The following is a 13,759-nucleotide window of genomic DNA, read 5'->3' as shown; positions in this document are numbered from 1 at the left end:
AGGGCAGGTGGATGGGCGCGACCAATAGAGATCCCCGGTCAGAGATTGCTGAAGTAGTCAAGCATCGCTCTGAACACTATATCGATGTACTTCAGCAGCTGATACAGATACCGTCAGTTGGAAGTCGACCAGATTTCTTGGATCGATGTGCGCGGCGAATTGACACGCTCATCGAGGACCTTGGCTTCGAGTCACGGGTTCTGCCGACCCCGGCCTGCCCGATGGTCTTTGGTCAATCGGTGCCCCACCTGAACGCCCCCACCCTTTTGCTGACGAGCCACTACGATGTACAGCCAGCGGAACCGGTCGAAGCATGGTCGGTTCCCCCCTTCGAGGCTCGGCAACTTGGGGACAAGATCATTGGACGCGGAGCAACGGACGCAAAGGGGAACTTGGCCGCCCTCCTGGCGGCCTTGGATGCGCTTCGCCGGGTCCTTGGCCAGTACCCGTTGAACATCAAGCTGCTGTTCGATGGTGCTGAGGAACGTGGCAGTCCCCAACTAGACGAATTCCTCGACACGCACGCCGGTCTACTCAAGGCTGACGCAGTTGTCAGCTTCGATGCCGGTTTCGCCCCAACTGATCATCCGTTCATTTGGCTCGGCAGTTCAGGCATGCTTGTCCTCGAAGTCCAGGCGACTGGTTCATCCAAGGATCTGCACTCTTCGAGGGCGCGGCTAGCCCCACATGCCGGCTGGCGCCTCGTGCATGCACTCGCGAGCCTGCGCGATACGTCTGGACGAATAACGATACAGGGCTTCTACGACCACGTGCGTCCCCCCGATCCGGACGAGTTCAGCATCCTTCGATCCTATCCATGGGATGACTCAGCCTATGCAGAAGAGCTTGGCATCTCCGAATTTCCGGATAACGTCACGGGAATAGAAGCTCTACGCAAGCTACTGTTCGAGCCGAGTCTCACGATAACAGGGTTGGATAGCGGCTATACGGGACCGGGTTGGAAGGAAGTGCTGCCAGCTCAGGCGATCGCCAGGTTAGAGTTTCGACTCGTGCCGAACCAGACCGCCGATGACATCTATGAGAAGGTTGAGCGACATTTCAGAGCACATCAGTTCGAAGGAATTACCGTTACACGACTCACATCGACCGATCCCACTCAAAGTGCGCTGAACTCCCCGGTAACTGAGGCGATCATGCGTGCAGCCAAACACGTGTATGGGAAACCGGTAGCGATCAAACCGCGGCACGAGAGTTCGGGCCGCCAGGCAACGTGGCTCGCGGGAAAGCTCGGTATCGCTGGCGCCATCACCGGGATCGGCCCGCCTAACTGGCGTGGACACGCACCTGATGAATTCATGCTCGTTCCGTATTTTGATGACGGCATCGAGTATGTCGCCAATGTCATCCTGAATTTCGCCGAGCTTGCCCGCTTTCCGGATCGCTAGCATCACCAATTTCGTTCGTCGGACGCGGAACTTACGGGAGAAGGACGGCACCCGAGAGGCGAGAGGGGGTAGGTCATGCGCGTACTGTTCACCGACGCCACGATGCTCGACGGGAAGGGCGGGTACTTCGAGCACCACGATGTTTTGGTAGAAGGCAACCGTATAGTAGGCGTGGGGCCAAGAGGCTCGATCGCTCATACGGACGTCGACCGAATCTACGACCTCCAAGGCATGGTGCTGATGCCGGGCATGATCGATACTCATTTGCACTTCGCTGGTGGAGACTATGACCCTGCGCACGAGCACGATCCAGTTGGCGTTCTCGCCCTGCGGTCGCTCGAGGCGGTTCAACGATCGCTGTTAGCCGGCTTTACCACCGTGCGGTCAGCAGGGGCACAGTACGACCTCGATATCGATGTACGCGACGCAATCAACCAGGGCATATCATTCGGGCCTCGTATCCTGGCGAGTGGACGCGGGCTCACGATGACCGGTGGGCATGTCCATCACTATGCAATCGAGGCTGACGGCGTCGATGAGATACGCCGCGCGGTTCGCACGCTCGTCAAGCGTGGAGCCGATAGCATCAAGATCTTCGCAGTGTCCGCTGGCGTCGCTACCGCTGGGGCCGATGTAGACGTCGAAGGATTCACCACAGAAGAGATTCGCGCAGCGGTGTTCGAAGCGACGAGAGCGCGCAAGCTGAACCAGACGCACGCTATCGGGCTCACCGGTATTAAGAATGCGATCGCCGCAGGCGTAACCTCGATCGATCACGGAATCTTCCTCGATGAGGAAGCCTGCCAGATGATGAAGGAGAAGGGAACCTACCTCGTCCCGACGTTCGGTCCCTTCTACTATTACGCGGTACGTCGCAAGGCTGAACCATGGCGGGTAGCTCGTGCGGAACCGCTGCTCGAGCCGCATCGCCGAAGTTTCCGAATGGCCATGGAAATGGGCGTGAAGATCGCTATGGGAAGCGACTTAGGAGCACCTTCTCGAATGAAGAACGGTGAGAATGCTCTCGAGCTACAGTTGATGGTCGAGGCAGGGATGAAGCCCGAGGATGCCATTGTAGCCGCGACGAGCACGGCGGCGGAGTTGCTCAAGCTGGACCATCTCATTGGCACCGTCGAGCCAGGTAAACTCGCAGATCTGGTTGTTGTCGGGCGAAACCCACTGGATGATATCACCGCTCTTCAAACCGACATTCGGTTGGTCATGCGTGATGGTGTCATCTACCGGGACGAGCTAAACATGTAGACGCGTAGCTGGCGCTCGCTGCTGGTTGGGATCGCTGGGAGCTGCATCAGTTTCCTCGAGTGAACCGACCGAGTCAGCGCGAAGCCTCGGGAGGCCATCATGATCGCTACCGAGTCGCGAGAATCTGGACGAGTCGCGCGCGGCGGGAAGAAGACCTATGGAATTCCAGTAGGCATCCTGATGCTGGATACTCGCTTCCCACGCATCCCTGGGGACATCGGGAACGCGAGCACTTGGCCCTTTCCGGTCGCCTATCGTGTCGTGTCAGGCGCCACCCCTGACCTGGTGGTCCGCCATCTCAGCGAGACCGACCTGGTCCAGAAATTCATCGACGCAGCGCGCGATCTTGAAGGACAAGGGGTGGAGCTGATTACCACAGGCTGCGGATTCCTTATCCTGTACCAGGAACAGCTTCAGGAAAGTGTTGGCGTCCCCGTGCTCACGTCCAGCCTCTTGCAGATCCCGCTCGTCGCCACGTTACTGCCCCGAGGGCGAAGCATCGGCGTGCTTACCGTCGAGCGCCGATCGCTGACGCCTCAGCATCTGGCCGCCGCGCGCGTACCACAGGACACTCCGATCACCGTGGTCGGTCTCGAAGAAGCCGGCGGTCACTTCACGTCGGTGCTGCTCGACAACCTGGAAGAGCTCGATGTTGAGAGAGCCACGCGGGAACACGAGGACGCCGCGCGGCTCTTGCTCGAGCGTGACCCGTGTGTTGGGGCGATCGTGCTCGAATGTACAAACATGCCCCCTTACGCGCACCGAATTCGCGCGCTGACCGGGCTTCCTGTCTTCGATGTAACCACGATGATACGCTGGGCTGTCGCATCCCATGATCTCGGGTCATTCCATGACTCGAATTGGCGCTAGGGAGAACCGTCACGATAGGGGTGAGCATGGCAGAGCAGACTATTGCTGAAGCTGTTGCCCAAGAGCTCGCGTCAGCCGGGGTCGACCGCGTCTTCGGGCTGCCGGGCGGGGAAGTACTGGTGCTGATGGAGGCTCTCCGCCAGCGCGGCATCGACTACGTCCTCTGCCGCCACGAGGCCGACGCCGGGATCATGGCCGGGGTCTACGGCAAGCTCAAAGGTACGGCGGGCGTGGCGCTCACCACGCTCGGCCCCGGCGCCGCCAACCTGATGCTGCCCCTCGCCAACGCCTGGCTCGACCGCGAGCCGCTGCTCGCGATCTCCGCCGATATCCCGGCGAGCTGGCCTCCCAGCCATACCCACCAGCGGCTGCCGCTCCACGACATCTATCGCCCGGTCACCAAGCACGTCGAGCGCATGACCCCGCTCAACGCCCGCAGCGCGGTCAGGCGGGCCGTCGCCGCCACCTTGGCGCAGCCGCTCGGCCCCAGCTACCTCACGCTGTCGGCGGAGGACGCCCGGCTGCCCGCCGCCGAGCCGGTGATCCCCTGGCAGCCACCGGAGCCGGCGCCGGTCGGCGATCCGGTCTCCGCCGCGGCGGAGCTCACCCAGCGCCTTGCTCAGGCGGAGCGCCCGCTGGTCCTGCTCGGGCTCGGCGTCCGGCCAGCGAACGCCCCGGCGCTGCGTCGCTGGCTCGAGAGCTGGAAGCTTCCGGTCGCGGTCACCCCCAAGGTCAAGGGCCTGGTCGACGAGACGGCGCCGAACTTCGTCGGAGTTATCGGGGGAATGGCGATCGACGACCTGATGCTCCAGGCGCTGGAGCAGGCCGACCTGCTCGTCGGGTTCGGCTTCGACCCGGTCGAGGTGGACAAGACCTGGCACGCGCGTCTGCCGGTGCTCTGGGCGCTCGAATCGGCCAACGCGGCCGGCGAGTTACCCCGCCACGACCTGCTGCTGGCCGACCACGGCCAGCTCCTGGAGCATCTGAGCCGGCAGGATCCCCCGCGCGCCTGGGGTGACCCCTTCGCGCCCATCCGCGCCGAGCGGCTGGCGATCGCCCGCGGGGAGTCGCGGGCGCCCAGGCGGGGACTCAAGCCGGTCGAGATCGTGCAGGCGCTGGCGAGCGTCCTGCCGGCCGAGACCATCGTCACCACCGACGTCGGCTCGCACAAGTACCTGTTCGGCCAGTTCTGGCCCAGCCGCTACCCGGAGACGTTCTGGATGTCCAACGGGCTCTCCGGGATGGGCTACGGGCTGCCGGCCGCCATCGGCGCTAAGCTGGCCCGGCCGGGCGTGCCGGTGCTGGCCGCGCTGGGCGATGGCGGCTTCTCGATGAACAGCCACGAACTGGAGACGGCCTGCCGCATCGGCGTGCCTATCATCGTCGTGGTGATCGCCGACCAGTCGTACTCGCTGATCCGGCTGGCGCAGGAGTCGCGCGGGCTGCCCCGGCACGGAGTCGACTTCGGGCCGATCGACTGCGTCGCCACCGCGCGCGCCTGTGGCGCGGACGCCGTCCGCGCAGGTACGCCGGAAGAGATCGCCGAGGCGGCCCAACAGGCGCTGCGCGCCGATGTTCCGTTCGTGATCGAGGTGCCGCTCCACCCGGACGCGTACCGTGACATCGTCTGAGCGCGGCCGCCGGCACTCGTCGTCCAGGGACCGCTCGCCTAGCCGACCATCAGCAGAATATCCGCCAGCGCTCCGGGTCGCGCCCGGCGGCGCGGTAGTCGAAGTCGGCGGCGAAGCGCTGGAGGCAGTACTCCCCGCGCAGTACCCGAAGCGAGACGTAGCGCGAGAGCCCGGTGACCGCATCGCCAGCGGCCTCCAGCTCGGGCAGGCCGAAGTAGCGGGCGTCGTCGCTCTCCTGGCCGTCCGGGTGCGGCTCGCCCGAGCGGTGCTCCAGGAGGAACATGACGTAGGTATCCGAGCGCGGCCCGTCGTAGCGTGTCCGGAGGCCGATCACCCCTATCGGCTCGGCAGCCACACTGGTCTCCTCGAGGACCTCGCGCGCGACCGCCTGGTCGAGCGTCTCCCCCGGCTCCACCAGCCCGCCGGGGAACAGGTACTGGCCACGCGCCGGGCCATAAGCCATGCGCACCAGCAGCACGGCATCGCCGCGCACCACCACGCCGCCGACCGCGACGACGTGCAGCGCTCGCTCCCGCTCTTCCATATCGCCTCGCTCCTCCCGCGCCTCGCGGACGCTCCCGCCGAAGTGTCGCACACCCGGGGCTCAGGGGTTGAACTGCGCCGGGTTATGGATGCGCCACTCGCCGTCCTCGTAACGGAGGGTGAAGGTGTAGACGGAGATGCGCGGGCCCAGCCGCTGCACGACGGTGCAGCGAGCCTCCTCGCCGTTGATCTCCGGCTCGTCGATCTGGACAATCTCGATCTGGTCCCCCACACTGGCGGCGACGTCCACCGCCTCGGCGAACTGATCGAACGATTCGCCCTGATTGGTCTCCCGGGTGTGCATGTCCCAGGCTTTTTCGGCCTCGCCGGCGTAGATCGCCGCAAGGTAGGAGCGGACAGCGATCTTGACCTGGTCGCTCGGGGTGAGAGTCGGCGTTGGCGTCGGCGCCGGGCCACGGCTGCAGGCAAAGACCAGCAGGAGCAGCGGCACGACAGCGAGCGAGCGACGGGGATTCGGCGACACGATCACCTCCTGTCCGGTAGAGAGGGAACCCTGTTCTCCTCGCCCTACCCCTCGCTGGCAACGCGCGGGCGAGGGCCGGGAGTGATGTCCCCGTACCAGGGAACCATAAACCGGGAAGACGGTACGCGCCTCGAAGCGGGAAGCGCGCCAGCAGCTGGCAGGGTCGGAACGGATTGCTCGACCTTTCGGTTGCCCCCCTCTTGACAACATCGGTTATCGATGACTATTCTCTCGGTTAGAAACGTGCTTTCCATCACCCTAATGCTTTGCCCGGCGCGGCAGGTTGCGCGCCGGGGAGTAGAAGGAGGAGGCTGATGGCTGTCGTACTCTCGCGCCGGCGCTTCCTCAAGGTGAGCGGGGCAGCGGCCGGGACGGCAGTCGGGGGACTGCTGGGTCTCGGTATCGACGTTCGCCCCAAACAGGTACGCGCCCAGCAGTTGCGGATCCAGAACGCTCAGGTATTCCCCAGCGTCTGCCCGTACTGCGCGGTCGGCTGCGGCACGCTGGTTCACGTGGTCGACGGGCAGATCGTCAACATCGAGGGAAACCCGAAGAGCCCGATCAACATGGGTAACCTCTGCCCCAAGGGCGCAGCGACGTATCAGCTCCACGTGAACCCGAACCGGCTCACCAAGGTCCTTCACCGGCCACCCAATGCCACGCAGTGGGAGGTCGTCGATCTCGACTGGGCCATGGACCGGGTGGCGGAGCTGGTCAAGAAGACGCGCGACGAGACCTTCGTCGAGACCCTACCCAACGGCAAGCGGGTCATGCACACGACCGCCATCTTCTCCCTCGGCGGAGCGACGATCGACAACGAGTGGAACCACATCCAGCAGAAGCTGATGCGCGGACTGGGGATAGTCCGCATCGAGAACCAGGCACGGATATGACACAGCTCGACCGTCCCCGGTCTGGGGGCACGGCTCGGGCGCGGCGGCTCCACCACCTTCCCCGGTGACCTCGTCAACGCCGACTGCATCGTCATCATGGGGTCGAACATGGCCGAGAACCACCCGGTCGCCTTCCGCTGGGTGGCTCAGGCCAAGCTCAACGGCGCGACGCTCATCCATGTCGACCCGCGCTTCACGCGCACCTCGGCGATGGCCGATCTCTACGTGCCGATCCGCTCGGGCACCGACATCGCCTTCCTGGGCGGGCTGATCAGCTACGCGATCGAGAACGAGAAGTACTTCAAGGACTATGTCGTCAACTACACGAACGCTGCGACCATCATCAACGACAACTTCCAGGACACCGAGGACTTGGAGGGCGTCTTCTCCGGCCTGAAAGAAGCGCCGCAGGGGAGCGAGCAGAAGTACATCTACGACAACGCCACCTGGCAGTACAAGCGCGTCGAGCCGTGGGATCCGGCCAAGGCGCGCGAAGAGGCGAAGAAGGCGGCGACCTTCGCCGAGATGATCCAGCGGATGGTGCCGCCGGCCGCCGAGAAAGATCCTACGCTCCAGCACCCGCGCAGCGTGTTCCAGATCGTGCGTCGGCACTTCTCCCGCTACACGCCGGAGATGGTCGAGCGCATCACCGGCTGCCCGAAGGACGTCTTCCTGAAAGTGGCGGAGACAGTCACCGCCAACTCCGGGCGGGAGCGCACGACGACCTTCGTCTACGCTATGGGATGGACCCAGCACACCCACGGCGTCCAGACGATCGGCACGACCGCCCTCCTCCAGCTCCTCCTGGGCAACATGGGCCGTCCGGGCGGCGGCATCCTCGCGCTGCGCGGCCATGCCACTATCCAGGGCTCGACCGACGTGCCGACGCTGTACCACTCGATCCACGGCTACATGAACCACCCGGACGCCCGCAAGGCGCACGACACGCTGGCCGACTACATCCTGACCGAGACGCGGCCAACCGGCTATTGGGCCAACTTCCCCAAGTTCATCGTGAGCTACCTCAAGTCGATGTACGGAGACGCGGCTACCCCGGAGAACGACTTCGGCTACGACTGGCACCCGAAGATCTCCGGCGATTACTCGCACATGGCGACGATGATCGCTATGGCGAAGGGAGAGGTGAAGGGCGCGCTCATCTTCGGCCAGAACCCGGCCACCTCGATCAACGGCGCGCTGCAGCGACGCGCGCTGATGCAGCTCGACTGGCTGGTGGTCAAGGACAACTTCGAGACCGAGACAGCCTCCTTCTGGTACGCCTCGCCGGAGGTGAAGAGCGGCCAGATCAAGCCGGAGGACATCAAGACCGAGGTCTTCCTCTTCCCCTCGGCTCAGGTCGCCGAGACGGAAGGCACCTTCACCAACACGCAGCGGCTCATCCAGTTCCATGAGAAAGCCGCCGACCCACCCGGGGACTGCCGCTCGGACGCCTGGTTCACGCACCAGCTCGCGCTGCGGCTCAAGAAGCTCTACGCCGACAGCACGTTGCCCAGAGACGAAGGGATCAAGAACCTTTTCTGGGACTTCGATTACGACCCCGGCACTTATCCGACCAACACGCGGATCGAGGGCGAGCCGGACGTCTTCAAGATCATCCGCGAGATCAACGGCTACCAGACCGGCACGAAGGAGCTGCTCAAGAGCTTCGGCGACCTCAAGGACGACGGCTCGACCACCTGCGCCTCCTGGATCTACTGCGGCGTCTTCCCGGAGGAGGGCAAGCTGCTGGCCCGCAACCGCGAGCCGGATCCGGACAACAAGCCGGGTACCAACCTGGGCTGGGGTTACGCCTGGCCGGCCAACCGCCGCGTGCTCTACAACCGCGCCTCGGCCGATCCGGACGGCAACCCGTGGTCGGAGCGCAAGAAGTACATCTGGTGGGACGCCGGGCAGAAGAAGTGGGTCGGATACGACGTGCCCGACTTCGCGGCCACCAAGGCCCCCGATACTCCGGCTAAGCCAGGCGCGACCGGGCTGGACGCCCACGACGGCAAGAGCCCCTTCATCATGATGCCCGACGGCAAGGGCTGGCTCTTCGTGCCCACCGGGCTCGCCGATGGGCCGCTGCCGACGCACTACGAGCCGATGGAGTCGCCCGTCGTCAACCTGCTCTACCCGAAGCAGCAGCACAACCCGGTGGCCAAGCACTGGCAGCACGAGGAGAACCAGCTCGCCCAGGTAGGCGATCCCAACTTCCCGATCGTGCTCACCACCTACCGGCTGACCGAGCATCACCTAGCCGGAGCGATGACCCGCTGGCTCCCGTGGCTCGCCGAGCTGCAACCCGAGCTCTTCATCGAGATGAGCCCGGAGTTGGCCGAGGAGAAGGGCATCAAGAACCTCGACCTCGTGAAGATCACGACCAAGCGCCGGTCGATCGTCGCCAAGGCGCTCGTCACGCCGCGGCTGCGTCCGCTGATGATCGACGGCAAAGTCGTCCACCAGGTCGGCATGCCCTGGCACTGGGGCTACATGGGCATCGTCACCGGCGACATCGTCAACGACCTGACGGCGATGGTGGGCGACCCGAACGTCTCGATCCACGAGAGCAAGGCCCTGTGCTGCAACGTCGAGAAGCTGCAGTGAGGAGCGAGGTAGGCGCCCGCGCGAGGCATCTCGCCGCGCGCGGGAGAAGCTGAAGGAGCCATGCCATGCCAGAACCGATGGGCTTCTTCACCGACACGTCCGTCTGCATCGGCTGTAAAGCCTGCGAGGTTGCCTGCAAAGCCTGGAACCAGCTCCCAGCTCGCAACGGCGGCAAGGTCACGCTCAGCGGCGTGAGCTACGACAACACAGTCGCGCTCAGCGGCATCCAGTGGCGCCACGTGAAGTTCATCGAACAGTTCAGCCCCGATCGCAGCACCGGGCGCTGGCTGATGATGAGCGACGTGTGCAAGCACTGCGTCCAGGCAGCCTGTCTCGAAGTCTGCCCGACCGGCGCGATCATCCGCACGGAGTTCGATACTGTCGTGATCCAGTCCGACGTCTGCAACGGGTGCCGGGCGTGCATCGCGGCCTGCCCGTTCGGGGTCATCGAGATCAACCCCGAGACTAACACGGCGATGAAGTGCACGCTCTGCTACGACCGCATGCAAGCGGGCATGGTACCGGCCTGCGCCCAGGCCTGCCCGACACAGTCGATCCAGTTCGGGCCGATCTCCGAGCTGCGACAGCGGGCACAGGCACGGCTGGAACAGTTGCAAGCCCAGGGCGTGACGCAGGCACGGTTGTACGGGCACGACGAGTCGATCCTCGGCGGGTTAAACTCCTTCTATCTCCTGCTCGACGAGCCCGAGGTGTACGGGCTGCCTTCGAACCCGCAGCTCCCATCCCAGAAGGCTGCCCCGGCCAGCGCCCTCTCGGCGGCCGGTGCGGTCGCCCTCGGACTGCTCGGGCTGGCCGGACTGCGCAAGCAGCGGATGGATCGGCTGGCCGCCGAGGAGCGGGAACGTCGGCAGCAAGCGCCGGAGACCGAGGGATAGGGGGAAGCGATGCCGGATACCTTCTTCACCAAGTCACCCCACTGGGGCTGGTGGGCTGTCTCGGAGTTCTTCATCGCCGGCATCGCTGGCGCCGCAGCAGCGATCGCGGCGCTGCTCTGGTTGTTCGGCAGCCGCGATGACCGGTTCATCGCGCGCTATGGCTTCGCCGTTGCGACGGTCGGCAGCGCGTTGAGCGGCCTGCTCTTGACGCTCGATCTCAAGCGGCCGGAACGGTTCTGGCACATGCTGCTCTTCTCCAAGACGCTCGGCCCCACCTTCCAAAAGTGGTGGGCGCCGATGGCTGACGGTGCGTGGGCGCTCTTCCTGTTGGGCGGCTTCTCGTTCCTGACACTGGTCGGGAGCCTCGCCGATCGTGGCCCGCTTCCATCGGGGCTCGCCTTCCTGGCACGAGGCGTTCTCGGAACGGTGCTGGCGGCTCTCGCCGGGATCGCCGGGGTGTTCTATGCCGGATACAAGGGAGTCTTGCTCTCAGCCACGAACCGGCCGCTGTGGGGAGATACACCCTGGCTCGGCATCCTCTTGCTCGCCTCTGGCTTCGCGATGGCCAGCGCGCTCCTGCTACTCCTGACCCGAGACCGCTCCCCAGCGGTGTCACAGTGGCTGCGCAATCTGATGGCCGGCTCGCTGGCCCTCACCCTGCTCGTGGTCGTCATCCTAGCCGCGACGCTCGACGCTGACGTCCGGCGCCTCGTCCTGCAGAACGTCTATGGCGTCCTGCTTGTTGTGGCGGTGCTCCTGGGGACTCTCGTCCCGCTCGCGCTCGCCTGGCGACCGCGACTCCTCGGCCGGTTGACGCTGCCGAGCGCCGCGGTGCTCGTGCTCGTCGGTGGCTTCTTGCTGCGGATGGCGATGCTGCTGTCGTCGGAGGCAGCCTGACGTGGTACGGGTCTGTCGCTTTGTCCGGCATGTGGCGTCGGTTGTGCTCCTCGTCCTGGCCCTGGCGCTCGGAGCCTGCAGCCCCGAGGCCTCGCGCGCCCGTGGCGGTGGCCCCGGCGGCGATATCGGTAACCGCGGGGCGTCTGTCGAGCTCCGGCCCACCGGGCCGCGAGTGATCTACTACAACACGCCGCGCCCGGGTAACGCGAGCGGGCTCGCCGGGATGCCGATAGAGTGAGTGGGACAAGCCTTCACCGCTTCGAGGCGCTGGCGCAGGAGGACGAGGTCGCTGCGCCGCTAGCGCGTCTCTACGCGGCCGCGCTTCGCTCGGCTGCCGATCCAGCGTGGGAGAGCGCGGTCGCGATCGACTTCCAGGTGCCGCCGTACGGCGCATCTCGGCCTCCACTGCTGCACGAGCGCGCGATCGGGGTCGAGAGCGCTCGACTCACCTTCGTGCTCGAGGAGCTCGCCCGCGTCGTCGCATCGCAATCAGTCGAGGGCGGGCAGGAGCTCTGGGCCGCGGTGACCGGCGGCAGGCTCGACGCCGTCGCGCTCCTCGCGGCGAGCATTGCGCACCGCGAGGTCGAACTCGAGCGGCTGGCGGTACAGTCGGGCGTGCCGGCCTCGCTGCTGACGGTGGTCGGCCAGGCGCTGGCCCTGCCAGTGCTCGTAACCTGCGGGCGTCGGGCACGCGAGCTGGTGCGACAGCTCGAGTGGCGCGCCGGGTATTGCCCGGTCTGCGGTGCCTGGCCAGCGCTCGCCGAGCTACGCGGGCTCGAGCGCAGCCGCTGGCTGCGCTGCGGCCGCTGCGCGAGCGAGTGGCCCTATCCCCACCAGGAGTGCCCCTTCTGCGGGAACGCTGACCACCATGCTCTGCGCTACCTGGCCGAGGAAGGGAAGCAGGACACGCAGCGCGTGGAGGTGTGCGAGCGCTGCCGGGGCTACCTGAAGACCTTCTCGACGATCACGACCTGGTCGCTCGGCGATCTGCTCCTGCAAGACCTCATGACGGTGGAGCTCGATCTGGTCGCCCTCGACCGGGAGTACCAGCGGCCGGGCCCGCTCGGCTTCCCGCTGGACACGCGAGTCGTGCCGCGCGACCGCGAGGCCTGAGCAGGGAGGGTCGGTATGGCTGGACTGACCGAGCATGCCGCGCTGCTGCGCCCGGCCGCCTTCAGCCGGGCATTGCTCCAGGCGCTCGAGGCGGCCGAGGGGCGGCGCAAGCGGCGCAAGCGCGACCAGACGCCCGACAGCATCGGTCTCGGCCTCAAGCGACAGGTGCTGGAGCGGGTGATCGAGGCCGATCCCGACCCTGATGTCTTCGAAGCCTGGCTCCTCGAGCTCGTGCTCGCGACGCCGGGCAGCGGGGGCGTGCGGGCTGTTTGCCAGGAGATCTATCAGGAGTACCAGCTCGCTCGCCACGATCCGAGCTTCAGCGAGTGGCTCGCCGCCGGCGCGCCGAGCGACGACGCGCTGCCCGAGCCCCGGCTGGACACCGGGCGCCGCTCGCGCGACGACTCAGGCACCTGAGCCAGCCCCCGCGAGCCGGCCTTGCCATTCCACACCTGAATGCCAGCGTGCGAGCGCCAGCGGGCCCCGCGTGCTCGGTATGAACGGGACTGACCCCACTGACTTCGGGCTTCCCCTGAGCCAGCAGCGGCTCGAGCCAGGGCGCGGCCAGCGCCAGCTCGGCAGCGCGCCCCTCGAGCTCGCTCGGCAGTGCCCTCGGGTCCTCGGCCGGATCGACGCTCGCGTATGCGCCGGTCGCCTCCACGCGAACCACACGCCCGCTCCCAAGGTCGACCCAGACCAGCAGGCCTTCGGCGTTCCGCACGGTATACGTCGCCTGCTCGAACCTCGACGGCGGCCAGCGCGCTTGCCAGTCGAGCGGGATCAGCCACTCGCCGCGCACGGTCTGCGGCGAGTCGAACGGCATCCAGGCGATGCCCCCGGCCAGCTCACCGGCCGGATCGTTGACCGTGCCGTAGGAGATCGCCACCTCGCGCGACGGGAGCGTCGCCAGTACCGCCTGGACCGTCGGGTGCGCCAGGGCCGCTTCCCGCACGAGCTGCTCCTGCGCAGGGGTCAGCACGGGAAGCACGGCCGGCTGCTCGCCGGCCTCCGACCGGGAGCGGGCGCCCGCCCAGTATCCCCAGGCCAGCGCCCCGACTGCGACGACCAGCACCGCGACGAGGATCGTGAGACGCGAGACCAGCCCTGTCATCCTCGTCCTCCTACAGTTGAGCTAGTGAGTTCGCTAGCCTTATTC

13 protein-coding genes are annotated in these 13,759 nt (G+C 65.9%); 10 read left to right on the top strand and 3 right to left on the bottom strand.

Annotated elements, in window-relative coordinates:
* Window positions 1-11: 11 nt before the first annotated feature.
* The 4 genes from NET02_RS12375 to NET02_RS12360 all read left to right on the top strand — a co-directional run bounded on the left by NET02_RS12375 (window position 12) and on the right by NET02_RS12360 (window position 5,170).
* On the top strand, window positions 12-1,406 hold the full coding sequence (locus NET02_RS12375; RefSeq protein WP_284057734.1) for a M20/M25/M40 family metallo-hydrolase: 1,395 nt from the start codon (window positions 12-14) through the stop codon (window positions 1,404-1,406).
* Between the two features lie 75 nt (window positions 1,407-1,481).
* Window positions 1,482-2,669 (top strand): metal-dependent hydrolase family protein, encoded by a 1,188-nt coding sequence (locus tag NET02_RS12370; protein WP_284057733.1) that lies wholly within the window; start codon window positions 1,482-1,484, stop codon window positions 2,667-2,669.
* Window positions 2,670-2,768: 99 nt separating this feature from the next.
* A complete protein-coding gene (locus NET02_RS12365; protein ID WP_284057732.1) occupies window positions 2,769-3,539 on the top strand; it encodes an aspartate/glutamate racemase family protein in 771 nt (256 codons plus the stop codon).
* Window positions 3,540-3,565: 26 nt separating this feature from the next.
* The gene (locus NET02_RS12360) at window positions 3,566-5,170 is read left to right on the top strand and encodes a thiamine pyrophosphate-binding protein (RefSeq protein WP_284057731.1); all 1,605 of its coding nucleotides are present in this window, start codon (window positions 3,566-3,568) and stop codon (window positions 5,168-5,170) included.
* Window positions 5,171-5,219: 49 nt separating this feature from the next.
* Here the strand turns inward: NET02_RS12360 and NET02_RS12355 are convergent, their stop codons facing one another.
* On the bottom strand, window positions 5,220-5,714 hold the full coding sequence (locus tag NET02_RS12355) for an NUDIX domain-containing protein (RefSeq protein WP_284057730.1): 495 nt from the start codon (window positions 5,712-5,714) through the stop codon (window positions 5,220-5,222).
* Window positions 5,715-5,774: 60 nt separating this feature from the next.
* Complete coding sequence (locus tag NET02_RS12350; RefSeq protein ID WP_284057729.1) at window positions 5,775-6,197, bottom strand: hypothetical protein; 423 nt, start codon at window positions 6,195-6,197, stop codon at window positions 5,775-5,777.
* Window positions 6,198-6,511: 314 nt separating this feature from the next.
* Here NET02_RS12350 and fdh point away from each other — a divergent pair, with 314 nt between their 5' ends.
* The 6 genes from fdh to NET02_RS12320 all read left to right on the top strand — a co-directional run bounded on the left by fdh (window position 6,512) and on the right by NET02_RS12320 (window position 13,020).
* Complete coding sequence (gene fdh, locus NET02_RS12345; RefSeq protein WP_284057728.1) at window positions 6,512-9,697, top strand: formate dehydrogenase; 3,186 nt, start codon at window positions 6,512-6,514, stop codon at window positions 9,695-9,697.
* A 65-nt stretch (window positions 9,698-9,762) separates the two neighbouring features.
* Window positions 9,763-10,593: a 4Fe-4S dicluster domain-containing protein gene (locus tag NET02_RS12340; protein WP_284057727.1), complete on the top strand. Its 831-nt coding sequence runs from the start codon at window positions 9,763-9,765 to the stop codon at window positions 10,591-10,593.
* 9 nt (window positions 10,594-10,602) lie between these two features.
* Complete coding sequence (gene nrfD, locus NET02_RS12335; protein WP_284057726.1) at window positions 10,603-11,490, top strand: NrfD/PsrC family molybdoenzyme membrane anchor subunit; 888 nt, start codon at window positions 10,603-10,605, stop codon at window positions 11,488-11,490.
* Between the two features lies 1 nt (window position 11,491).
* Window positions 11,492-11,728: a hypothetical protein gene (locus tag NET02_RS12330; RefSeq protein WP_284057725.1), complete on the top strand. Its 237-nt coding sequence runs from the start codon at window positions 11,492-11,494 to the stop codon at window positions 11,726-11,728.
* The gene (locus tag NET02_RS12325; protein ID WP_284057724.1) at window positions 11,725-12,603 is read left to right on the top strand and encodes a formate dehydrogenase accessory protein FdhE; all 879 of its coding nucleotides are present in this window, start codon (window positions 11,725-11,727) and stop codon (window positions 12,601-12,603) included. Before NET02_RS12330 ends, NET02_RS12325 begins: the two co-directional genes overlap by 4 nt.
* Window positions 12,604-12,618: 15 nt before the next feature.
* Complete coding sequence (locus NET02_RS12320; RefSeq protein WP_284057723.1) at window positions 12,619-13,020, top strand: type III secretion fhipep protein; 402 nt, start codon at window positions 12,619-12,621, stop codon at window positions 13,018-13,020.
* Here the strand turns inward: NET02_RS12320 and NET02_RS12315 are convergent.
* Entirely contained in the window at window positions 12,923-13,714 is a 792-nt protein-coding gene (locus tag NET02_RS12315; RefSeq protein WP_284057722.1) for a hypothetical protein, read from the bottom strand. The genes NET02_RS12320 and NET02_RS12315 overlap by 98 nt on opposite strands.
* Window positions 13,715-13,759 lie beyond the last annotated feature (45 nt).

The organism is Thermalbibacter longus (assembly GCF_023806485.1).
GTDB lineage: Bacteria > Chloroflexota > Chloroflexia > Thermomicrobiales > Thermomicrobiaceae > Thermalbibacter > Thermalbibacter longus.
This window is presented reverse-complemented; position numbering and strand designations above follow the sequence as displayed.